This is a genomic window from Pseudomonas sp. Pseusp21 (genome assembly GCF_059492145.1).
Window position 1 is genome coordinate 3315834 of record NZ_CP168520.1, and the last position, 23633, is coordinate 3339466.

19 protein-coding genes are annotated in these 23633 nt (G+C 62.0%); 9 read left to right on the plus strand and 10 right to left on the minus strand.

What is annotated here, in order from left to right:
* Positions 1-79 precede the first annotated feature (79 nt).
* The 5 genes from ACEN93_RS15140 to ilvD all read left to right on the plus strand — a co-directional run bounded on the left by ACEN93_RS15140 (position 80) and on the right by ilvD (position 7052).
* Entirely contained in the window at positions 80-1276 is a 1197-nt protein-coding gene (locus tag ACEN93_RS15140; RefSeq protein ID WP_085667381.1) for a class I SAM-dependent rRNA methyltransferase, read from the plus strand.
* Positions 1277-1717: 441 nt separating this feature from the next.
* Positions 1718-2791: a SagB family peptide dehydrogenase gene (locus tag ACEN93_RS15145; protein ID WP_490840586.1), complete on the plus strand. Its 1074-nt coding sequence runs from the start codon at positions 1718-1720 to the stop codon at positions 2789-2791.
* Complete coding sequence (locus ACEN93_RS15150; protein WP_039767905.1) at positions 2788-3744, plus strand: diiron oxygenase; 957 nt, start codon at positions 2788-2790, stop codon at positions 3742-3744. The genes ACEN93_RS15145 and ACEN93_RS15150 overlap by 4 nt, the downstream gene beginning before the upstream one ends.
* Positions 3737-4954 (plus strand): multidrug effflux MFS transporter, encoded by a 1218-nt coding sequence (locus ACEN93_RS15155; protein ID WP_039767904.1) that lies wholly within the window; start codon positions 3737-3739, stop codon positions 4952-4954. The genes ACEN93_RS15150 and ACEN93_RS15155 overlap by 8 nt, the downstream gene beginning before the upstream one ends.
* A 256-nt stretch (positions 4955-5210) precedes the next feature.
* Entirely contained in the window at positions 5211-7052 is a 1842-nt protein-coding gene (ilvD, locus tag ACEN93_RS15160; RefSeq protein WP_011336405.1) for a dihydroxy-acid dehydratase, read from the plus strand.
* 207 nt (positions 7053-7259) lie between these two features.
* Here ilvD and ACEN93_RS15165 read toward each other — a convergent pair whose 3' ends face one another.
* Positions 7260-8321 carry an HAD family hydrolase gene (locus tag ACEN93_RS15165; RefSeq protein ID WP_011336406.1) on the minus strand — a complete coding sequence of 354 codons (1062 nt, stop codon included), beginning with the start codon at positions 8319-8321 and terminating at the stop codon, positions 7260-7262.
* Between the two features lie 241 nt (positions 8322-8562).
* Here ACEN93_RS15165 and ACEN93_RS15170 point away from each other — a divergent pair, with 241 nt between their 5' ends.
* A complete protein-coding gene (locus tag ACEN93_RS15170; RefSeq protein WP_039767903.1) occupies positions 8563-9951 on the plus strand; it encodes an L-cystine transporter in 1389 nt (462 codons plus the stop codon).
* 72 nt (positions 9952-10023) lie between these two features.
* Here ACEN93_RS15170 and ACEN93_RS15175 read toward each other — a convergent pair whose 3' ends face one another.
* Entirely contained in the window at positions 10024-10536 is a 513-nt protein-coding gene (locus tag ACEN93_RS15175) for a dihydrofolate reductase (protein ID WP_039767902.1), read from the minus strand.
* A gap of 85 nt (positions 10537-10621) precedes the next feature.
* On the opposite strand from ACEN93_RS15175, the gene ACEN93_RS15180 reads away from it, so the two are divergent.
* Complete coding sequence (locus ACEN93_RS15180) at positions 10622-11995, plus strand: DUF2868 domain-containing protein (RefSeq protein WP_495610222.1); 1374 nt, start codon at positions 10622-10624, stop codon at positions 11993-11995.
* Positions 11988-13373: a GTPase/DUF3482 domain-containing protein gene (locus tag ACEN93_RS15185; protein WP_074690123.1), complete on the plus strand. Its 1386-nt coding sequence runs from the start codon at positions 11988-11990 to the stop codon at positions 13371-13373. The genes ACEN93_RS15180 and ACEN93_RS15185 overlap by 8 nt, the downstream gene beginning before the upstream one ends.
* On the opposite strand, the gene ACEN93_RS15190 is transcribed toward ACEN93_RS15185, so the two are convergent.
* The 8 genes from ACEN93_RS15190 to ACEN93_RS15225 all read right to left on the minus strand — a co-directional run bounded on the left by ACEN93_RS15190 (position 13370) and on the right by ACEN93_RS15225 (position 23030).
* Positions 13370-13795 carry a hypothetical protein gene (locus ACEN93_RS15190; protein ID WP_085667380.1) on the minus strand — a complete coding sequence of 142 codons (426 nt, stop codon included), beginning with the start codon at positions 13793-13795 and terminating at the stop codon, positions 13370-13372. The genes ACEN93_RS15185 and ACEN93_RS15190 overlap by 4 nt on opposite strands.
* A gap of 86 nt (positions 13796-13881) precedes the next feature.
* On the minus strand, positions 13882-14448 hold the full coding sequence (locus ACEN93_RS15195; protein ID WP_495610223.1) for a phosphonate degradation HD-domain oxygenase: 567 nt from the start codon (positions 14446-14448) through the stop codon (positions 13882-13884).
* Entirely contained in the window at positions 14448-15581 is a 1134-nt protein-coding gene (locus ACEN93_RS15200) for a TIGR03364 family FAD-dependent oxidoreductase (protein WP_495610224.1), read from the minus strand. Before ACEN93_RS15200 ends, ACEN93_RS15195 begins: the two co-directional genes overlap by 1 nt.
* 152 nt (positions 15582-15733) lie before the next feature.
* Positions 15734-16759: a putative 2-aminoethylphosphonate ABC transporter substrate-binding protein gene (locus tag ACEN93_RS15205; RefSeq protein ID WP_074690117.1), complete on the minus strand. Its 1026-nt coding sequence runs from the start codon at positions 16757-16759 to the stop codon at positions 15734-15736.
* A 47-nt stretch (positions 16760-16806) separates the two neighbouring features.
* Positions 16807-18531, minus strand: coding sequence for a putative 2-aminoethylphosphonate ABC transporter permease subunit (locus ACEN93_RS15210; protein WP_495610225.1), 1725 nt, complete (start codon positions 18529-18531; stop codon positions 16807-16809).
* Positions 18531-19607, minus strand: coding sequence for a putative 2-aminoethylphosphonate ABC transporter ATP-binding protein (locus ACEN93_RS15215; RefSeq protein ID WP_039767891.1), 1077 nt, complete (start codon positions 19605-19607; stop codon positions 18531-18533). The genes ACEN93_RS15210 and ACEN93_RS15215 overlap by 1 nt, the downstream gene beginning before the upstream one ends.
* Before the next feature lie 233 nt (positions 19608-19840).
* Positions 19841-20704: a LysR family transcriptional regulator gene (locus ACEN93_RS15220; protein ID WP_490840577.1), complete on the minus strand. Its 864-nt coding sequence runs from the start codon at positions 20702-20704 to the stop codon at positions 19841-19843.
* 16 nt (positions 20705-20720) lie between these two features.
* The gene (locus tag ACEN93_RS15225; RefSeq protein WP_495610226.1) at positions 20721-23030 is read right to left on the minus strand and encodes a heavy metal translocating P-type ATPase; all 2310 of its coding nucleotides are present in this window, start codon (positions 23028-23030) and stop codon (positions 20721-20723) included.
* A gap of 84 nt (positions 23031-23114) precedes the next feature.
* On the opposite strand from ACEN93_RS15225, the gene cadR reads away from it, so the two are divergent.
* Complete coding sequence (cadR, locus tag ACEN93_RS15230) at positions 23115-23564, plus strand: Cd(II)/Pb(II)-responsive transcriptional regulator (protein ID WP_007953454.1); 450 nt, start codon at positions 23115-23117, stop codon at positions 23562-23564.
* The last annotated feature ends 69 nt before the right edge of the window (positions 23565-23633 follow it).

Sequence of the window (23633 nt, forward strand, 5' to 3'; positions counted from 1 at the left end):
CAGCCGCGTTTCATCGCACGACAAACCCGGCATAAGACGCAACACGGTATACTCCCGCTCTTTTTTCCGGAGCGACGTCATGTCCCTGCCTAGCTTGCGCCTCAAAGCCAACGCCGACCGTCGCCTGCGCGCCGGTCACCTGTGGATCTACAGCAACGAAATCGACGTGGCCGCGACCCCGTTGCACGGCTTCAAGGCCGGCGACCAGGCGATTCTCGAAGCCGCCGGCGGCAAGCCGCTGGGCATCGTTGCGATGAGCCCGAACAACCTGATCTGCGCGCGCCTGCTGTCGCGCGACATCAAGCTGGCGCTGGACAAGTCGCTGCTGGTGCATCGCTTGAACGTGGCCCTGTCGCTGCGCGAGCGCCTGTTCGACAAGCCGTTCTATCGTCTGGTCTACGGCGATTCCGATCTGCTGCCAGGCCTGGTGGTCGACCGTTTCGGCGACATCCTCGTGGTCCAGCTCGCCTCGGCGACCATGGAAACCCATAAAGATGACGTGATCGCGGCGCTGACCCAAGTGCTCAAGCCAAGCGGCATCCTGTTCAAGAACGACTCCGCCGCCCGCGATGCCGAAGGCCTCGAGCGTTACACCGAAACCGTATTCGGCGTGGTGCCGGAGTGGGTGGCTCTGGAAGAGAACGGCGTGAAATTCGAAGCGCCAGTGGTTCAAGGTCAGAAAACCGGCTGGTTCTACGATCACCGCATGAACCGCGCGCGCCTGGCCCCTTACGCCAAAGGCAAACGCGTGCTGGACCTGTACAGCTACATCGGTGGCTGGGGCGTGCAGGCCGCTGCGTTCGGCGCCAGCGAAGTGTTCTGCGTCGACGCCTCGGGCTTCGCCCTCGATGGTGTTGAGCGCAATGCTGCGCTGAACGGTTTTGCAGACAAGATGACCTGCATCGAAGGCGACGTCTTCGAAGCCCTGAAAGAACTCAAGGCCAGCGAAGAGCGCTTCGACGTGATCGTTGCCGACCCGCCTGCATTCATCAAGCGCAAGAAAGACCTGAAAAACGGTGAAGGCGCCTACCGCCGCCTGAACGAGCAAGCCATGCGCCTGCTCAACAAGGACGGCATCCTGTTCAGCGCTTCGTGCTCGATGCACCTGCCGGAAGACGACCTGCAGAACATCCTGCTGACCAGCGCCCGTCACCTGGACCGCAACATTCAGCTGCTGGAGCGTGGCGGTCAGGGCCCGGATCACCCGGTACACCCGGCCATCCCGGAAACCCGCTACATCAAGAGCATCACCTGCCGCCTGCTGCCGAACAGCTGACAGACGCAAGGCTTTGACGCTATCGGAAGGGGGGCCCACGGGCCCCCCCTTCTTTTTGTCCTGAACTTTCCTACATTTATCGTCCTGCCGACGCGCAGGAAATTTCCTTAAATATTTTATTTACGGAATTTAACTTACACACTCACCCCTATACCAAAGATCACTCCGACAGAATTACTGGATTATTCCTACTTAATATTTGCTTGCGATTAATCCATTACAAACTATTATTAAGTCGTCACCACGAAGGTGGCACCAACTAACCACGAAGCAAAATGAACAAGGAGTTCAATCATGAAAGCAATTACTCTGGAATCCCGCACCCTCGCAAACCTGGCTTTTCTGGTCGCACCTAAAGCTCGTTAAGTAAGGTTGGCGCTGGGTATAGCCGGCTACCCAGCGCCTCTGAGAATTTACCTGTCCAGAGCAGCGCGATCCAACATGCATATAAACCCTTATTTATTCATATTGCCCCGAACGCCCGGCCAGATAGTCTGGAATTACAAAGACCATGCTCAACATGAACTTGATCTTGAGTACGCTTCCCGACTGGCGCAACTTGTTCACAACCCTGACTTATACGACAACAACAACATAATAGATACGCAGCTTTTAAATGCAGGAATACTGACTTCTTATAAAATCCCGGCGCCTGCCTGGGGCTGGGATGAACTGTCCAGGATCTACCATATCGGGACCCGGGATATCCCCTGCGAACACACTCCCCGAAATATTCAGGAATGGTCTCGGCAGTACCTGGAACACTGCAACACAGTGCTTACCATTCCACCGCCGGCCGATGCCCCTGTGGATACCGGTCCGAACGCACTTATCGCACTGCCCGAACCGCTGGCACTGAATGACGACAGCCTGTTGAACTCACTGACCCGGCGAAAAACCTGCCGCTCCTTCACCGGTGCCGCCGTTTCGCTGGACGATGTCGGCACCTTGCTTTACCTGTCACTCGGTTACCTGCGAGAACGCGAAGCCGACCGCGACGACAGCATCGCCGACGGCCTTGGGGCGCGACGCAGCAGCCCTTCCGGAGGCGGCCTCAATGCCTGCGCCGGGTTCGTGCTGGTGCAGAACGTCGACGCTTTGGCGCCTGGCGCGTATGCCTACCACCCTGCCGAACACGCCTTGAGCTTTATCAGTCCCTTGCCCGACAGCGAATTTGGCAATCTGCTGGGGGGCCAGCACTTCATCAACAACCTGCCATTGGGCCTGTTCATCACCGCCCGCTTCGACCGGCTCTGGTGGAAATACCCGCATTCGCGCGCCTATCGAATGGCGTTCGTCGAAGCCGGGCACCTTTCGCAGACGTTTCAACTGGTGGCGACAGCGCTCGGCATGAATACCTGGCTCACAGGCGCGTTTTCCGATGAGCAGGTCGAAGCGTTGCTGAAGCTCGAGAACAGTGCGGAACAACCCTTGTTCTTTGTCGGTTGCGGGGAAAGCGACGGCCAGGCGATGTGTGAGGAAATGCGCGACCTGTTGCGTGAGGCACAGCCATGAACGCCCTCGCCCCGGAGCCGGTCTTTCAGTTCACCCTGAGCGACTGGAACAGCCGCGCCTCGGTTCGCACCAGTCCTCACGATTACCGCTTGCCGGACAACGTGCAGGAACAACTGGAGACCCGGCACTGGTTTCCGCCGGCGTTCCTGCCGTATCTGGCCCATCCAGCCATCGAAGCGGCGGGCCGTTCGATGCTGCATCGACTTACGGCCCGACATCTGGTGCATTTTCTCGACTACACCACGCTGCTCGAACACCGGATCGTCAATCGCGCCGTCGAAACCATCGTCCACGGCGAGCTGCCCGTCGCGGTGCCGGCGCCGATGAAAACCGCCGCGCTCCAGCTCTACACCGACGAGGGCTACCACGCCCTGTTTTCCAGTCAGGTGGCCGAGCAGATCGCCAGCCTCTACGCCATCACCGGGCGCCCGGTGATGCCCAGACGGATCACCCGGATGAACCTGCTGATAGCTCGCACCAGTCAGGAGCAACGGCCACTGGCGTGCTTTCTTCTGGGTTTCGTCTCGGAAACCATCATTGCCCGTGAACTGCTGGATGTCTGCCGCGACAGTCTGGTGTCCGGCGTCAACGACATGTTGCGCGATCACCTCACCGACGAAGCGCGCCACAGCCGCTATTTCACCGAAGTGTTTCACTACCTCTGGCTGCACTTGAATCCGCGACAGCGAACGTTTGCCGCGACGACCTTGCTCGACATTCTGCAAATCTTCTTCGAAGTGGATGAGCACTGGCTGCAGGAAAGCCTCGGTGGCGCGGGCATTGCAAACACCACGGTGAGAGACATTCTCGGCACGATGACAACGACCCAGGCCAGTCGGCAACGAGCGCGAGCTGGCAGCCTCGCCACATTGAGCGCACTGAAAAAAGCCGGTTTTTTCGCCGAACCTCAAAACCAGACACTATTTGCCAGGGCAGGACTGATCGATGGATGAAGGACAATCTATGGTGACCCGACGACAGCGGCGCGGGGCTGTCAGTCTTTTGCTGGCAATGGTGTTGCTCGGCGTCTTTCCACTGGATGTCCTGCTGCCCTCGTTTCCGGCCCTGGCCGAACACTTTCGCCGCACCCCGGCGGACATCGCCCTGTCGATCAGCCTGTTTGCGGTCGGGATTGCCTTCGCCCAGTTGCTGATCGGGCCGCTGTCGGATGTGATCGGCCGCAAGGGGCTGCTGCTCGCCGGCATGAGCGTTTCCATACTCGGTGCCCTCGGGTGCGTGATGACCTCGGACTATTCGCTGTTTCTGATTTTTCGGGTGGTGCAGGCGCTGGGGTGCGGTTGCTTCGTGCTGTCACAGGCGCTGGTGCAGGACCTGTTCGAAGGCGAAGAACGTGACCGCCTACGGATTTTAATGGTCACCGCCGGCGGGATTTTCATCTCGGTTTCGCCGCTGGCTGGCACCTTTCTTCAGGCGACACTGGGCTGGCGCGGCAGTTTCTGGGTGTTCATCGCATTATCAGCCGCAGTACTGCTCAAGGCCTGGCTGTTTCTGGAGAACACCCGACCGACCGCCAGTGGCACCCGGACGAACTTCCTCACGGCCTATCGACAGGTTCTGGGAGATTTCGACTTCGTCGGCTACTGGCTGATTTCGGCATTTGCGTTCGCCTGCCACTTTTCATTCATCGTGATCTCGCCGCTGATCTTCATGGATCGGCTGCAACTGTCCGCTTACGAATTTTCGTTGATCCTGCTGATCTACGGTGCGGCTTACGTCACCGGGGGTATCCTCGCCAGCGTGCTGAGCAGGCGCATCAACAGCGGCCAGCAGATGGTCGTCGGCTTGAGTCTGATCCTGTTCGCCGGCGTGACCCTGGTGTACCTGTCGTCAAGCTTTGCACTGGCTCCGGCGACCGTGCTGATCCCGATGCTGATCTGTACCGCCGGCACCACCATTGCCCGGCCGGCGGCCACGTCCCGGGCCATGAGTCTGTTTCCGGAAAACGCCGGCACCTCGGCCTCGGCCGGCAGCACGATCATTTTCATCTGCGGAGGCTTGATCAGTGCCTTGATCAGCCTGAGCCCCACCAATCTGCAATCCACGCTGGGCTACAGCTTCGTGATACTCAGCGGGGTGGCACTGGCGTTGAACGCGCGGATCAGTCGGCGCAACGATCTGGTGGGGCAACCGGACAGCGATTAATCCTGCCGGTCGTCATCCCGCACGCTTCGTCAGCACTGGAACAACGCTTTGCGCCATTCCCTCCTGACGCCAGCGGTGTAGAATCGCGAGATTCATCGCCATTCATCCCCGGCGGGTTTATGAGCTCAGGCTGAGACCAGCGGCGATCCCGCAACGTCATCGGCAACATCAAGGACACACGGCCATTTCTGAGTGTTCCAGACGTCAATAGAAGCTCACTCCCTTTTGATACCTGATTAGCCGCCCGGAGTGCTCCATGCCAGATTACCGCTCGAAAACATCCACCCACGGCCGCAACATGGCCGGCGCCCGCGCACTGTGGCGCGCCACCGGGATGAAAGATGACGACTTCAAGAAGCCGATCATCGCCATTGCCAACTCCTTCACCCAGTTCGTACCGGGCCATGTGCACCTGAAGGACCTGGGCCAACTGGTTGCCCGCGAGATCGAACGCGCTGGCGGCGTTGCCAAAGAATTCAACACCATCGCCGTGGACGACGGCATCGCCATGGGCCACGACGGCATGCTCTATTCGCTGCCGAGCCGCGAGATCATCGCCGACTCCGTCGAGTACATGGTCAACGCCCACTGCGCCGACGCCATCGTCTGCATCTCGAACTGCGACAAGATCACCCCGGGCATGCTGATGGCCGCTCTGCGCCTGAACATCCCGGTGATCTTCGTCTCCGGCGGCCCGATGGAAGCCGGCAAGACCAAACTGGCCAGCCACGGTCTCGACCTCGTCGACGCCATGGTGATTGCCGCCGACTCCAGCGCTTCTGACGAGAAGGTTGCCGAGTACGAGCGCAGCGCCTGCCCGACCTGCGGTTCGTGCTCCGGCATGTTCACCGCCAACTCGATGAACTGCCTGACCGAAGCCCTGGGCCTCGCATTGCCGGGCAACGGTTCGACCCTGGCCACCCACAGCGACCGCGAACAGCTGTTCCTGCAGGCCGGCCGTACCATCGTCGAGCTGTGCAAACGCTACTACGGCGAGAACGACGAGTCGGTACTGCCGCGCAACATCGCCAACTTCAAGGCGTTCGAGAACGCGATGATGCTCGACATCGCCATGGGCGGTTCGACCAACACCATCCTGCACTTGCTGGCTGCTGCCCAGGAAGCCGAGATCGACTTCGACCTGCGTGACATCGATCGTCTGTCGCGCAAGGTGCCGCAATTGTGCAAGGTCGCGCCGAACATCCAGAAGTACCACATGGAAGACGTGCACCGCGCCGGCGGCATCTTCAGCATCCTCGGTTCGCTGGCCCGTGGCGGCCTGCTGCACACCGACCTGCCGACCGTGCACAGCCGCAGCATGGAAGAAGCCATCGCCAAGTGGGACATCACCCAGACCGACGATGAAGCCGTGCACCATTTCTTCAAGGCAGGCCCGGCGGGCATTCCGACGCAAACCGCGTTCAGCCAGTCAACCCGCTGGGAAACCCTGGACGACGACCGTGAAAACGGCTGCATCCGCAGCTTCGAACACGCCTATTCGAAAGAAGGTGGCCTGGCCGTGCTGTACGGCAACATCGCCCTGGACGGCTGCGTGGTGAAAACCGCCGGCGTCGACGAGTCGATCCATGTGTTCGAGGGCAACGCGAAGATCTTCGAAAGCCAGGACAGCGCGGTACGTGGCATCCTCGCCGACGAAGTGAAGGAAGGCGACATCGTCATCATTCGCTACGAAGGCCCGAAAGGCGGCCCGGGCATGCAGGAAATGCTTTACCCGACCTCATACCTGAAATCCAAAGGCCTGGGCAAAGCCTGCGCCCTGCTGACCGACGGCCGTTTCTCCGGCGGTACTTCCGGTCTGTCCATCGGCCACGCTTCGCCAGAGGCTGCGGCCGGCGGCGCGATCGGTCTGGTACAGGACGGCGACAAGGTGCTGATCGACATTCCGAACCGCTCGATCAACCTGTTGATCAGCGACGAAGAACTGGCAGCCCGCCGGGTCGAGCAGGACAAGAAAGGCTGGAAACCGGTCGAACAGCGTCCACGCAAAGTGACCACCGCCCTCAAAGCCTACGCCTTGCTGGCGACTAGCGCCGACAAGGGTGCGGTGCGCAACAAGGCGATGCTCGACGGGCTGTAAGCGTCAAATCGCAGAAACAAAAATGCCCCGCCAAGTGCGGGGCATTTTTTTGCCTTCAGTTTGATCGTTTGATCGTTCCCACGCTCCCGCGTGGGAATGCCTCAAGGGACGCTCTGCGTCCAGTGACGCGGAGCGTCACGGGCTGCATTCCCACGCGGAGCGTGGGAACGATCATCGCGCTCTGCTCGAGAGCGATCACCGTAGCAATTACTGGATTTCTTCCGGCTTCACGATCACCCAGTTCTTGTCCGCCGTCACCGGCAAACCTTCTTTCGCCTGGGCCGCCGCATGCTTGGCCATCATGCCCTGAATCTGGGTCATGTATTTGTCCTTGCGGTTGACCCACAGGTGAATGCCGCCCTTGGCCACGTCCACATCGTGGAACAGCATGTAGCCGTCGCTGGTCGGGGTGTCGCCACCCACCAGTACCGGTTTTTTCCATTCGTCGATGTAGGTCAGGATCGCCGCGTGCTTGCCGGCCATCCAGGTCGCCGGGGTCCACAGGTATGGGGTCAGTTCGAGGCCGAGGTTGGCTTTCTCGTCATACTTGCCGGCGGTGATCTGCTTGCGCGCGGTGGTCAGCTCGCCGGTCTCGCGGTTCTTCAGCAACGTGGTCACGCCGATCACATTCTGCGGTTTGACGTTGTAGCCATACTTCGGATCGGCCGCGACCATCCGCACCAGTTCTTCGGAGGCGGCGGTCATCACGTAGACCTCGATGCCGTTCTCCATCAGCTTGTTGTACAGCTCTTTCTGGCCAGTGAAGATCTTCGGCGGATTCACATCCAGATTCTTGACCACGTCACCTTCGTAATAGGTCGCCGGCACCGGTTTGCCCGAGGCCATCAGCTCATCGACGTAGCCCTTGAGTTCCTTGAGGGTGAAGCCGGAAAACACCTGAGCCACCCATGGATAGCAGACCATGTCGTCGACTTCGCAGAGGCGGTAGTAATAGCTGAACAGGCTTTCCTTGTGGTCGGCGGTGTCCTTGAACGGCATCAGTTTCAGGGAAGGGTCGAGCTTGTCGCGGGTGATCAGGCCCTTGTTTTCCATGAACGGCAGCAACGACTCTTCGAGGTCGTAGCGGTAACTGGTGTTGTCCATGTCGAACACCGCGTAGTTACCCTTGTTGGCGTTGGCAGCGATCATCGCGTCCAATGCCTTGGCCTGATCCGCCGGCCAGTGTTTCAGGTCGGTGGCGAATGCCTGAGTGGCCAGGCCCATCCCCACAGTCAGTGCGACAGCCAGAAATTTCGGTGTGAACTTCATTGGCGCTTTCTCCCTGGGTCAAAGAAATCGACGCTAACAAATATGTGTGACAGTCCTCGTCTGTCAGCGACCGTCCACGTCCGTTTCGCGCCAGCTGCATCCCCGAGAGCGACACCCGCTTATTCCAAAAACGACGGACGACCTCTGATTTCGGTATTAAATCATTGCAAATCAAACTGTTAGGCTTGCCGGTTCGCAGCAGCCCCGGAAGGCTGTTGGCACAGTCTTTTCTGGAGTCCTCATGAATCTGCCCCTGATTCTCAACCTGCTGGTGTTCCTCGCCCTGCTCTTCGGCCTGGCGCAAACCCGCCACACTTCGTGGAGCCTGGCGAAAAAAGTCCTGCTCGCGCTGGTGCTGGGCGTGGCATTCGGTGTCGCGCTGCACACGATTTACGGTGCCGGCAACCCGGTACTGAAAGCCTCGATCGGCTGGTTCGATCTGGTCGGCAACGGTTACGTGCAACTGCTGCAAATGATCGTGATCCCGCTGGTATTCGCCTCGATCCTCAGCGCCGTGGCCCGTCTGCACAACGCTTCTTCGCTGGGCAAGATCAGCTTCCTGACCATCGGCACGCTGCTGTTCACCACCGCGATTGCGGCGGTGATCGGCATCGGCCTGACCAACCTGTTCGGCCTGACCGCCGAAGGCCTGGTCGCCGGCACTCAGGAAATGGCCCGTCTGCAAACCATTCAGACCGACTACGCCGGCAAGGTCGCCGACCTGAATGTGCCGCAACTGCTGTTGTCGTTCATCCCGCAGAACCCGTTCGCCGACCTGGCGCGGGCCAAACCGACCTCGATCATCAGCGTGGTGATCTTCGCCGCGTTCCTGGGGGTTGCCGCGCTGCAACTGCTCAAGGATGACGTCGAGAAAGGTCAGAAAGTGATCAACGCCATCGACACCCTGCAAGCCTGGGTGATGCGTCTGGTGCGTCTGGTGATGAAGCTGACCCCGTACGGCGTGCTGGCGCTGATGACCAAAGTGGTCGCCGGTTCCAACCTGCAGGACATCATCAAGCTCGGCAGTTTCGTGGTGGTGTCGTACCTCGGCCTGGGCCTGATGTTCGTGGTGCATGGCTTGCTGGTATCGGCCGCCGGGATCAATCCGCTGCGTTTCTTCCGCAAGATCTGGCCGGTGCTGACCTTCGCGTTCACCAGCCGCTCCAGTGCGGCGAGCATCCCGCTGAGCATCGAAGCGCAGACCCGTCGTCTGGGCATTCCGCAATCGGTGGCAAGCTTCGCCGCTTCGTTCGGTGCGACCATCGGTCAGAACGGTTGCGCCGGTCTGTACCCGGCAATGTTGGCGGTGATGGTTGCGCCAACCGTCGGCATCAACCCGCTGGATCCGCTGTGGATCGCGACGCTGGTGGCGATCGTGACCTTGAGTTCGGCCGGTGTGGCGGGCGTGGGTGGCGGTGCGACCTTCGCTGCGCTGATCGTGCTGCCGGCCATGGGCTTGCCGGTTTCGCTGGTGGCGTTGCTGATTTCGGTCGAGCCGCTGATCGACATGGGCCGTACGGCGCTGAACGTGAGTGGTTCGATCACGGCCGGTGCGATTACCAGCCAGGTGATGCAGCAGACCGACAAGGCCCTGCTGGATGCCGATGAGCATGCGGAGCTAGCGAGCTAGCAAGCTGCAAGCTGCAAGCTGCAAGAAGAGCATTCCAGCTTTTACTTGCGGCTTGCAGCTCGAAGCTTGTAGCTATCTTCTTTCCCAGACTTCGAAATTGTAAGCCGGTTTGTCGCCTTCAGCCGGATTCGGCACGTTCGACACCAGCGTCCACTGGTTCAGATCGAACTCCGGAAACCACGCATCCCCTTCCGGGCTCAGTGCCACGCGAGTCAGATACAGACGATCCGCCTGCGCCAGCCCCTGCGCATACAACTGCGCCCCGCCAATCAGCATCAACTCGTCGACGCCCTGCTCTTTCGCCCACGCTTCGGCGCGAACCACCGCGGCTTCCAGCGACGGATAGACTTCCGCGCCTTCCAGTACCAGACCGGCCTGACGGCTGACCACGATGTTCAAGCGCCCAGGCAGCGGACGACCCAGCGAGTCCCAGGTCTTGCGGCCCATGATGATCGGCTTGCCGAGCGTCGTGGCCTTGAAGTATTTGAAGTCCCCCGGCAGGTGCCAGGGCATGCTGTTGTCGACGCCGATCACACGGTTTTCACCGAGGGCTGCGATCAGGCTGAGGGGGAGTGATTTAGTCATGCCGGCGAGGATACCAGAGCCGCCCTTACCCCGATAAGCGCCACAGCGGTTATGCTCACGGCTCAATCAAGCAACGGGATGCCGCGTGACTGAACTGACTTCACTGCAAAACCTCTGGCTCACCGAAACCGTGCGCCTGCGCGAAGAACACGCAGGCCCGCTGGACGATCTGGAAGCCAATCGCCTGGCCCGCGCGGCCGGCGGCGATCTGCCGGGACGCATTCAGCGCCGCGCCCTGTGGCTGGCCGAGCGCGACGGCCTGACCGCCGCGCTCAAGCACTGGCTGCAAGGCGCGCGTCTGGCGCTGGTGCTGCTGGCGATCTTCGCGGTACTGAGCGGCGCAGGGCTGGCCTTCGCCGCACTGGGCCAGACGCCGGTCAATGTGTTCTGGGCCCTGGGCAGTCTGCTCGGGCTGAACCTGATTCTGCTGTTGAGCTGGGCGCTGGGGCTGATCTTCGCTGGCGAACATGGCGCCACCCTCGGCCGCTTGTGGCTGTGGCTCAGTGAAAAACTCGCCCGCGATGCCAAGGCGGCGCAACTGGCGCCGGCCCTGCTGCTGATGCTGCAACGCCAGAAACTCAATCGCTGGGCACTCGGTACGCTGGTCAATGGCCTGTGGTTGCTGGCGATGGTCAGCGCGCTGTTTTTGCTGCTGACGCTGATGGCGACCCGGCGCTACGGCTTCGTCTGGGAAACCACGATTCTCAGTGCCGACACGTTCATCAACATGACCCAGGCCCTCGGCGCATTGCCGGCGCTGCTGGGCTTTAACGTGCCCACAGTCGAAATGATCCGCGCCAGCGGCGACACCGCGCTGAACATCGAAAGCGCCCGTCAGGCCTGGGCGACCTGGCTGGTCGGCGTGCTGGTGGTGTACGGCGTGCTGCCGCGCCTGCTGTTGGCGCTTTTTTGCTTCTGGCGCTGGAACAGCGGCAAGGCTGCGTTGCGCCTGGACCTGAACCTGCCCGGCTACGCCCAACTGCGCGAACGCCTGATGCCGACCAGCGAACGCCTCGGCATCACCGACCCGGAGCCTGCGCAATTGCACCGCGTCGAAAGCACCGTGGGCGAACACGCCAGCGACGGCGCGCTGCTGGTGGCAATCGAACTCGATGACCAACACTCATGGCCGCCGACGCTGCCGAAAAACGTCAGCAACGCCGGCATCCTCGACAGCCGTGAATCGCGCAACAAACTGCTCGAACAGCTCAGCCGCTTCCCGCCGGCGCGCCTCGCGATTGCCTGCGACCCACGGCGTTCGCCGGATCGCGGCAGCCTGGCGCTGATTGCCGAGCTGGCGCGCAACGCCGCCGCAACCCGTGTCTGGCTGTTGCAAGCGCCGCAAGGACAAGCGCTGGACGCCGAACGCCTCGGTGACTGGCACGTGGCATTGCATCAGCTGGAACTGCCGTTCGCCGATTGCGCCCCGTTGAACTGGCTGGAGCACGGACATGACTGATGCCTGGAAAGCGCCGCTGAAACTGGCGGTGGTCGGCCACACCAACGTCGGCAAGACTTCGCTGCTGCGCACCCTGACCCGCGACGTCGGCTTCGGCGAAGTCTCCCATCGCCCGAGCACCACGCGGCATGTCGAAGGCGCGCGGTTGTCGGTGGATGGCGAGCCGTTGCTCGACCTCTACGACACGCCCGGTCTGGAAGATGCCATCGCCCTGCTGGATTTTCTCGAGCGTCTGGAACGCCCCGGCGAACGCCTCGACGGCCCGGCACGGCTGGCGCGGTTTCTCGACGGCAGCGAGGCGCGCCAGCGTTTCGAACAGGAAGCCAAAGTCCTGCGGCAACTGCTTGATTCCGACGCCGGCCTGTATGTGATCGATGCACGCGAACCGGTGCTGGCCAAGTACCGCGACGAACTGGAAGTGCTGGCCAGTTGCGGCAAACCGTTGCTGCCGGTGCTGAATTTCGTCAGCAGCGCCAACCACCGCGAGCCGGACTGGCGCGAAGCACTGGCGCGTCTGGGACTGCACGCGCTGGTGCGTTTCGACAGCGTCGCCCCGCCGGAAGATGGCGAGCGGCGGCTGTATGAAAGCCTCGCACTGTTGCTGGAAAACGCCCGCCCACAACTGGAACGGCTGATCGCCGATCAACAGGCCCAGCGCCTCGCCCGCGAGCAAAGCGCCGCACGCTTGATCGCCGAACTGTTGATCGACTGCGCCGCGTGCCGACGCAGTGTGGCGAGCAACGCCGAACAGGAACAACAGGCCATCAGTGAACTGCGCAAAGCCGTGCGCCAGCGGGAACAACGCTGCGTCGAAGCGCTGCTCAAGCTCTACGCCTTCCGCCCGCAGGACGCCGCCGCCAGTGATCTGCCGCTGCTCGACGGGCGTTGGGGCGATGACCTGTTCAACCCGGAAACCCTTAAGCAGCTTGGCGTGCGAGTCGGCGGCGGGATTGCCGCCGGTGCAGCCGCCGGTGCGGGTGTGGACTTGCTGGTCGGCGGCATCACCCTCGGCGCCGCCGCTCTGGCCGGTGCCATTGCCGGCGGCGCCCTGCAAACCGCCCGCAGCTATGGCAATCGCCTGCTGGGCAAGATCAAAGGGCAGCGGGAACTGACAGTCGACGACAACGTGCTGCGCCTGCTGGCCCTGCGTCAGCGGCAACTGCTGCAAGCGCTGAATGCCCGCGGCCATGCGGCGCTGGACAGCATTCAGGTGGCGACGCCGCAAGACAAGACCTGGCGCGAGGGCAAGTTGCCGGAGGCGCTGAACATCGCCCGGGCCCACCCGCAATGGTCGTCGCTCAACCCGCATCCGAAACTGAATCAGGCCCAGCGTCAGGAACAGATCGATGAACTGGTGAGCAAAGTCCTCGAACTCTAGAACCAGCCGAGCTTGAGGAACTGTTTGACCAGCGCCGTCACCCGGCTGCGATCGGTGCGATTGGCGCGCCCGTCGTTGTCGACGTCCGAACACAGGACAACCTCGAAACCGCCATCGTTATCCAGGTCGTGGACGGCGGCCTTGTAAGCGATGGTTTCGCCCTTATGAAAGTGCAGCCTCACTGATTCCGGCGTTCCATCGCGGCCGGGGTTCAGAGCGAAGATCCGCAGATGCCGCGTGTCCTCATCGGCCGCGTTGAACCAGGCACATTTCAGATAGGTTCGGGTGAAGCTGCGCAGTTGCGCGACTTCACGGGCAGAGGCTTCGCGCCAATCCTGTTCGCTGTCATGAAAGCGCAACTGGACAGTGTCCCCTGCGCCGCTGCCGGATCGATCCCGGGCAATCACTTTCAAAAAACGCATCCGTGCGCTCCGTCGGCAAAAAGACCAGTCTGGGCCGAAGGGGCAATACACGCCATGCACTGTTTCCCGGATTGGCGTAAGAAGCTTCAGCGCGCCTCGCGGGACAGCAACGTGAAGGCCTTATCCTTCAACACCGCAAGATCCATCACCGGCACCGCTATTTCCTTCGCCAGCTCATCCCACTGGCGCATCCGCAGACTGACGGCGCACAACGGATCCTGCTCGAACGCATCGGCCTCGGCCTCGGTCATCACTCCGCCCTGATAGTCCAGGGTGCGGCGGCTGGCTTCGCTCAACCGCGCGAAATAGCCTGGCTCCCGGAGCGTCAGATAACGCTTGGCCTGGACGTGATACTCCACCAGCCGCGCCATGCGTTCGCTGAAGCCAGCCTCACGCAAATAGTCCGCGCCGAGGCGTTCGTGGCTGACCACGCCGTAACCGCCCATGTTCTCTGCGCCTACGGCACACAAATGACCGATGTCGTGGAAGAACGCGGCGAGCACCACTTCGTCGTCGAAGCCTTCGGCGATGGCCAGTTGCGCTGCCTGGGACATGTGCTCGATCTGCGACACCGGTTCGCCGATGTAGTCGCTGGCGCCGAAGCGCTCATAGAGGCCGAACACCCGGTCGATGACTTGTTCGTGACTCAACATCAGTTCTCTCCAAAAAGCTGTGCGACATTGCGCTCGGCCATGGCCGGGCCGACGCTCATGCCGACGCCGCTGTGCATCAGCGCCACACTCAGCCCCGGCGCCGGACGCAGGAATGAAAACGGCCCCGGCCCCCGGGCACCATAGACACCCTGCCAGCGCTCGACCACTTGCACCTTGCAACCGAGGGTGTGCTCGGCCAGTTCGAGCATCCAGTCATCGACCTGCTCGGCGTTGAACGGCGATGGATCGCTGCCGTAATGGTGAGAATCGCCAATGATCAGTTCGCCATACGGCGTCGGGCTGATCAGCAGATGAATGCCGTTTGCCTGCAAGTGCGGTTGTTCGCGCAGGATTTGCGCCTGAACTGCCGATGCTTCCGGCAGGTCAGCGAAAGCGCCGTAATGCACGCAACTGAGGCCGGTGAGCAAGGCGTGTTGCAAGTTCAGGTCGATCTGCGGCCGGACGCGGAGCATTTGCAGGCGGCAGATTTGCGGGTCGAGGGCGGCAATCGGCCCGGCCAGCAAGGTCTGATAGTCGTGGCCGGAGCAGACGATGATCTGTTCGGCGGAGAAGATCCCGGCGGTGCTGTGCAGGCGCCCAGGCTCGACGTCGCGCACCAGCGTCGAGAAGTGAAACTCGACCTTGAGTTCGCGGCGCAGATATTCGATCAGCCCCGGAATCGCTTCCCGGGAATACAGCTGTTGATCGTCCAAGCCGTGCAGCGCGGCGCGGTGATGGCTGAACTGACCGCCGTACAGATCGCGCAACGCGGCACCGCGCAGCAGTTCGACGCGGTAGTCGTGCTCGACGGCGCGCCCGGCGCAGAAGGTTTCGAGCAAGTGCTCTTCGGCCTCGGTGCGGGCGAACAGGTACGAGCCGTTGCGCTTGAGTTGCAGGCCGGCGAGCTGCGCCCACTGGCCCCAGATGTCGCGGGTGGCCTTGGCCAGTTCGAGCATCGGACCCGGTGGCTGGCCGGTGACCAGGGCCTGGCCGAAGTTGCGCACCGACGCGCCGAGTGGCGTGGCAGTGCGTTCGAAAACCGTGACCTTGAGACCGCGCCGGGCGGCGGCCCAGGCGTGGGACAGGCCCAGGATGCCGGCGCCGACGATCAGCAAGTCTTTGTGTTGTGTCATGTAGCTACCTCAATGATCGTTCCCACGCTCTGCGTGGGAATGAATACCGTGACGCTCTGCGTCACAGAGGACGCAGAGCGTCCTTGGCTGCATTCCCACGCGGAGCGTGGGAACGATCAAAGCTCCGTCAGGGAACGATCGGGTAAGAAGATTTACTTGGCAGCGACTTTCTCGGACTTGCCGTCATAACGCTTGCGCCATTCGGTCAGGATCTCGTCGCGGTTCTTCGAGGCCCAGGCGAAGTCGTTCTTGATCAGGCGCTGCTCGTAGTCGGCCGGCAGCTCCGTCTGTGGCTTGGCGATGCCCGGCTGGGCGAGGACGGCGAAGTTTTCCTTGTACAGGTCCATCGCCGGGGCGCTGGCGGAGAAGTCGGCCAGTTTCTTCGCAGCTTCCTCATGCGGCGTGCCTTTGATCACGGCAGTCGCTTCGATCTCCCAGCCCAGGCCTTCCTTCGGCAGGATGATGTCCAACGGTGCACCTTGGCGCTTCAGCTGAACGGCCGGGTATTCGAAGGAAATCCCGATCGGGAATTCGCCCGCCGCCGCCAGTTTGCAAGGCTTGGAACCGGAGTGAACGTACTGGCCGATGTTCTGGTGCAGACCGTCCATGTAAGCCCAGCCCTGTTTCTCGCCGAAGGTTTGCAGCCAGGCGCTGACGTCGAGAAAACCAGTGCCGGACGAGGCCGGGTTCGGCATCACGATCTTGCCTTTGTACTCCGGCTTGGTCAGATCCTGCCAGCTCACCGGTTTGGTCAGGCCCTGTTTTTCGGCCTCGACGGTGTTGAAGCAAATGGTTGCGGCCCAGACGTCCATGCCGACCCAGGCTGGCGGGTTGGCGGCGTCGCGGTAGTTCGCGCCGATCTTGCCCAGATCCTTCGGTGCATAGCTTTGCAGCATGCCTTGCTGATCGAGGATCGCCAGACTCGACGCCGCCAGGCCCCACACTGCGTCAGCCTGCGGGCGATCCTTTTCGGCCAGCAGTTTGGCGGTGATTATCCCGGTGGAGTCGCGCACCCACTTGATCTCGACGTCCGGGTTGGCCTTTTCGAAGGCCTCTTTGTAGGACTTCAACTGCTCGGCTTCGAGGGCGGTGTACACCGTCAACTCGGTTTTTGCCGCGAAGGCATTCAGGCTGAAAGCAGCGAGCACAGCAGCGGCCAGGGCCATAGGCTTGAACATGATCGTTTTCCTGTAGGTGAGTTGAGGCGATAGGGATAAGTCGTGGATCAGTGACCGGGCGCCGTTTGCCGCCAGGCCTGGGAACGGCGCAGCAAGCCGCGCGAAGCCCACGCCAGCAGCAAGGACACGCCCGCCGAGGTGAACAGAATCAGGGTCGACATCGCCGCCGCGCCGCCGACGTTGCCGGCGTCATCCATGTTCAGCACCGCCACCGCCGCAAGGAGGGTGTCGGGGCTGTAGAGGAAGATCGCGGCGGACACGGTGGTCATGGCCGAGACGAACAGGTAGCGCACGATGTCCAGCAGCGCCGGCAGACAGATCGGCACGGTGACCCGCAGGTAATGCCGGTAAAGCGGCGCCTTCAGCGACAGCGCGGCGGCTTCGAATTCGGCGTCGAGCTGACGCAGCGCGGTGGTGGCGGTCATCTGCGCAGTGGTCAAATAGTGAGCAATGGTGCAGACGATCAGCAGGGTCATGGTTCCGTACAACACGTGCAGCGGGTTGCCGGTCAGGTTGAAGAAGAAGACGTAACCCAGACCGAGCACCAGCCCCGGCACCGCCATCGGTACGAAACTGAGCATGCGCAGTGTCAGATTCAGCCCGCGCTGGCTGCGGGTCTTTTCCATCAGATAGGCGCCGGTGAAGATCAGCATGCTGCCGATCAACGCCGTGCCCAGCGCCATCTTCAAACTGTTGCCGTAGGCCAGCCAGCCACCGCCAGCGGTCTCGTTGAACTGATAGTGGTTGAGCGACAACGACAGGTTGTACGGCCAGAATTTCACCAGCGACGAGAACACCGCCATGCCGAACACCAGCAGCAACGCGGCGCTGATCAGCAGGACCACGCTGAGATAAAAGGCATCGCGCTTCTTCGATGGCGCCGGTTTGAACACCTGGGCGCGGCCGCTCATGGAATCACCGTGACGCCGACGCAGCCAGGCATCGACGCCGAAGCTGAACAGTGCCGGCAGCAACAGAACCATGCCGATCAACGCGCCGCGACCGAATTGCTGCTGGCCGACCACCGCTTTGTAGGCTTCCAGCGCCAGCACCTGATAGTCGCCACCGACCACCACCGGCACACCGAAGTCGGTGATGGTCAGGGTGAACACCAGACAGAACGCGGCGAACACAGCCTGACGGGTCGCCGGCCAGGTGATGCTGCGGAAGGCTTTCGCAGGACTGGCGCCCATGCTCGATGCAGCGTCGAACAATCGCGCATCCGCCAGCGACAGGGCTGACAGCAAAATCATCAAGGCGTGTGGGAAGGTGTAGATCACCTCGCCCAGAACAATGCCCCAGAAACCGTAGATGTTGTCCGACAGCAGCCCGCGCAACATCCCCTGATTGCCGAACAGATAGACCAGCGCGATCCCCGGCAACATCGAAGGTGCCATCAGCGGCAGCAGCGAAACCCCGCGCCAGATGCCTTTTGCCGGAATCATCGTGCGCTGCAAGGCGTAGGCAAACAGGTAGGCCAGCGGTACGACGATCGCAGCGACGCTGAGGGAAACTTTCAGGCTGTTGCCGAGCAGCCAGTGGAAATTGTCGCTGGTCACCAGTTCCTTCGCAGCGAGCCAGCCACCGCCCTGCCCGGCTTCGCTGCTGAAGCCGCGCCAGAAGATCGCCAGCAATGGCAACAGCACCGCCACACCGAGCAGCACCAACAGCAGGAGTTTGCCGCCGAGGACGAAGATCCGGTCGCCGACCTCGGCCCCGGACACCTGCCGCGCCTGCTTTTGCGGTAGCGGCAGTGCGAGGTTGCTGTTCATCAGGCAAACACCTGCAGGCTGCGTGGCGGCAAGGCGACCATGATCTGCTGGGCGCCGAGGCGTGGCATGGCTTCTGGTGCCAGTTCGGCGAGCAAGGCGTGACCGGGAAGTTGATCGAGCTCGAAGCTCATGCGGCAGCGGTTGCCGAGGAAGGTGATCTCGCGAACCTTGGCCGGGAACAGGTTTTCTTCGTGCACCAACGGATTGACGTTGATCGCTTCCGGACGGCAGAACAACCGGCCCGACGGACTATGGACGCTGCCGTCGGCCAGGCGCAGGTTCATCCCGCCGACCTTGGCGTGGCTGTCGCTGCTGCGCTGGAACGGCAGCCAGTTGCCCTGGCCGACAAACTCGGCCACGAAAGGTGTGGCCGGGCGGTTGTAGATTTCCTGCGGGGTGGCGTACTGCTCGACCTTGCCGTTGTTCATCACGGCGATGCGATCGGCCATCAGCATGGCTTCGTCCTGATTGTGGGTAACCATCAGGGTGGTGATGCCGAGGTTGCGTTGCAGTTGGCGCAGCTCGGTGCACAGATGCTCGCGGACCCGGGCGTCGAGGGCCGACATCGGTTCGTCGAGCAACAGCAACGACGGCGCGGGAGCCAGGGCGCGGGCCAGTGCCACCCGTTGCTGCTGGCCACCGGACAATTGGCCTGGGTACTTTTTCTCACTGCCGGTGAGGCCGACCAGCTCCAGCATCTGACCGATGCGACGGCGCACTTCATCGCGACCGCTGCCGGCGAGGCCGTAGGCAATGTTCGCTTCGACAGTCAGATTGGGGAACAGCGCGTAGGACTGGAACAGAATGCCGTAGTCCCGAGCCTGCGGCGCGAGATGGGAAACGTCGCGCTCGCCGAGGTACAACTCGCCGCTGTCTTGTTTCTCCAGACCGGCGATACAACGCAACAAAGTGGTCTTGCCACAGCCCGACGGGCCGAGCAGGCACACCAGCTCACCGGCCGCGACATCGAGGGAGACGTTATCCAGCGCCGTGAAAGCGCCGAAGCGCTTCTGCACGCCGCGCACTTTCATCGGTGCGCCGGGGTTGGTCAGGGCAGTTGCGATTGCAGGGTTCATGGACAGGCCTCATCAAGCAGATGAGACGAATCCTAGAGTTGTAATGCGTCGGTCATATGGCAACAAGGCAAAATCGACCGATAGTGGTATTCAGGGATTTTGGTTCACCGCGGATCGCGGATCGTTCCCACGCTCTGCGTGGGAATGCAGCCCGGGACGCTCCGCGTCCCAAGAGCGAACGCAGAGCGTCCAATGAGGCATTCCCACGCAGAGCGTGGGAACGATCATTACGATCAAGCCGGGGACATTTCCTGCGCCAGCCCGAGAAACGCGGCCGGCAAGCGAGCGTTCTTGCGTTCCTTGAGGCAGTAGAGGTATTCGGGAATCTGCGGCGCATTTTCGAGGGTCAGCACCCGCAACTGCGGATCGTGCGGCACTTCCTGGCGGGCGATGATGCTGATGCCGATGTTGCGCAGCACCGCTTCGCGGATCGACTCACGGCTGCCGATCTCCAGCAGCGGGCCGAAACTGACGCCTGCACTGGCGAGCAATTCTTCGGTGAGCCGCCGAGTGGTCGAGCCGGATTCACGCATCAACAGGGTATGCCCGGCCAGTGAGCTCAGCGTCACATGCTCGTGCGCTGCCAGCGGATGATTGCGATGCACCGCCAGCACCAGCGGGTCGCTGCCCAACACCCGACGGATCAGCCGCGCATCGTCGAGCAACTGCGAGGATGCCGCGACATCCACCCGGTAATCCTCCAGCGCTTCGAGCACCTGCTGCGAGTTGCCGATTTCCACCGACACTTCCACCTGCGGCAGGCGCTCGCGGAAGGTCTTCACCAGATCGAGGATGTAATACGGCGCGGTGGCGGCGATGCGCAGCGTGCCCTGGACCTGGCCGCTGTTGCGCAGGAAGAATTCGATATCGGCTTCCTGCTGCAACAGCGCCTTGACCATCGGCAACAGCCGCGCGCCTTCGTCGCTGACACTCAGACGCCGGCCGCCACGGTAGAACAGCTCAACCGAGTACTGGCTTTCCAGATTGCGGATCTGGGTGGTCACGGTCGGTTGGCTGAGGCCGAGCTTTTTCGCCGCCAGCGTGATGCTGCCCAAGCGGGCCACCATGTAAAAAGCCTTCAGCTCGGCACTCAGCACAACCGCCCCTCTTCCTCTATTTGCGCAGCAGGCGCAAACCGTTGAACACCACCAGCAGGCTCACGCCCATGTCGGCAAACACCGCCATCCACATGGTGGCGAGCCCGGCGAAGGTTACCCCAAGAAAGATCGCTTTGATCACCAGCGCCAGTGCGATGTTCTGTTTCAGGATAGCGGCGGTATGACGCGACAGGCTGATGAACGCCGGTATCTTGCGCAGATCGTCGTCCATCAGGGCGACATCGGCGGTTTCGATCGCCGTGTCGGTGCCTGCCGCCGCCATCGCAAAACCGATTTCGGCGCGAGCCAGTGCCGGCGCATCGTTGATGCCGTCGCCGACCATGCCGACCCGACGGCCCTGCGCATACAGGTCTTCGATGGCTTGCAGTTTATCGGTGGGCAGCAAGTCGCCCTTGGCCTGATCGATCCCGACCTGCGCCGCAATCGCCTGGGCGGTGTGGACGTTGTCGCCGGTGAGCATCAGGGTTTTCACGCCCAGTTCGTGCAATTGGCGGATCGCCTCGCGGCTGGTTTCCTTGACGGTATCGGCCACGGCGAACAGCGCCAGCGGGCCGGAGCGGTCGAGCAGCAGCACCACGGACTTGCCCTGTTTCTCCAGCGCGAACAGTTTTTCTTCCAGTTGCGGCGAGCACAGGCCCAGCTCTTCGACCAGACGGTGGTTGCCCAAATGGTAGACCTGACCGTTGACCTCGCCTTTTACCCCACGGCCGGCCAGCGCTTCGAAGTTGTCCACAACCAGAGCCGCGAAACCTTTATCCACAGCCGCGTTGGCGATGGCCAGCGACACCGGATGATCGGAACGCCCGGCCAGCGCGGCGGCAATCGCCGGGGCCGTGGCGTCGGCGGTCGGGTCGAGGGACAGGTAATCGGTCTGCACCGGTTTGCCGTGGGTGAGGGTGCCGGTCTTGTCGAGGGCCAGATAGTCGAGCTTGAAACCGCCCTCCAGGTACACGCCGCCCTTGACCAGAATACCTTTGCGCGCCGCTGCGGCGAGGCCACTGACGATGGTCACCGGGGTGGAAATAACAAGCGCACACGGGCAAGCGACCACCAGCAGCACCAGCGCGCGGTAGATCCAGTCGAACCACGCGGCGCCCATGAACAGCGGCGGGATGATCGCCACGGCCAGGGCCAGGACGAAGACCACCGGGGTGTAGATTTTCGAGAACTGATCGACGAAGCGCTGAGTCGGCGCCCGTGCACCTTGCGCCTGTTCCACGGCGTGGATGATTCGCGCCAGGGTGGAATTGTTCGCCGCAGCGGTCACCGCATATTCCAGCGAACCGGCCTGGTTGATGGTGCCGGCGAACACCTTGTCGCCAACGGTTTTTTCCACCGGCAGGCTTTCACCGGTGATCGGCGCCTGATCAATGGTCGAACTGCCGCTGACGACTTCACCGTCCAGCGCGATACGCTCACCGGGCTTGACCCGCACGCGGGCGCCGAGATCGATACTTTTGACGTCCAGTTCGACCCAGTTGCCGTCAGCCTGCAACACCGTCGCCTGCTCCGGAGTCATCTGCATCAGGCCGCTGATGGCGTTGCGCGCGCGATCCAGCGAGCGCGCTTCGATCAGCTCGGCCACGGTGAACAGGAACATCACCATCGCCGCTTCCGGCCACTGGCCGATCAACACGGCGCCGGTCACGGCGATGCTCATCAGCGCATTGATGTTGAGGTTGCGGTTCTTCAGGGCGATCCAGCCCTTTTTGTAGGTGGTGAGGCCGCCGCTGAGGATCGAGATCAACGCGATGATCGCCACCACCCAGGTCGGCGCGGCGCTGGTGAAGTGGATAACTTCAGCAGCCAGCGCACCGACGCCGGACAGCGCCAGTGGCCACCAATGTTTTTTCACCGGCGCTGCAACCGGCGATTCAACGCCCGCCTCCAGCGGCTCGGCCTGCATACCGAGGGATTTGATCGCGTCGATGATTGGCGCGGTGTCCGGCAGATTGTGGGTCACGCCGAGCACGCGATTGATCAGGTTGAATTCCAGCTGCTGGATCCCGGCCAGTTTGCCGAGCTTGTTCTGGATCAGCGTCTGTTCGGTCGGGCAGTCCATCGCTTCGATGCGGAAGCTGCTCAGCCGGGCGTCGGCGCTTTTTGCCTCGCTCAGTTGAACAAGCGAAGGTGCGGCGACTTTCGACGAACAGCACGAGTCTTCACTCGAATGAACCGGCGCAGGCGTAACGGTTTTCGACCCGCAGCAGGAATCGCCGGCGTGGGCATGTTTATGCACAGGCTGCAGTTTGTGACTGTGATCGTGCCCGTCGCCGGGCTTGTGGGTGTGCAGGGAATCGCTCATTGGTCGCGTCCATGAAGGTGCCTGTTGCCAAGTAAAGACCCTGTAGCCACTATAGGGTCAAGCACCCTTTTGGAGATTGCCGTCATGAAGATCGGAGAACTGGCGAAACAGACCGATTGCGCCGTGGAAACCATCCGCTACTACGAGCGTGAAAACCTGCTGCCGGAACCGGCCCGCAGCGACGGCAACTACCGCGTCTACACCCAGGCGCATGCCGAGCGCCTGACCTTCATCCGCAACTGCCGCACACTCGACATGACCCTCGAAGAAATCCGCAGCCTGCTCGCCCTGCGCGACAGCCCGCAGGATCAGTGCGAAAGCGTGAATGCGCTGATCGACGAACACATCCAGCACGTCAAGGCGCGGATCGACGGGCTACTGGCGTTGCAGACGCAACTGCTCGACCTGCGCCAGCGTTGTGGCGAAGGGCCGGAGGCGGATCAGTGCGGGATCCTGCAGCGGCTGGAAGTGAGTGGCGGGGTTGTGGCGGCGGAGGTTGAGCATTCGCATGTGGGCCGCAGCCACGGCCACTAACGATTGACGCTCGTTCCCATGCTCCGCGTGGGAATGCCGCCATGGACGCTCCGCGTCCAAAGTGACGCG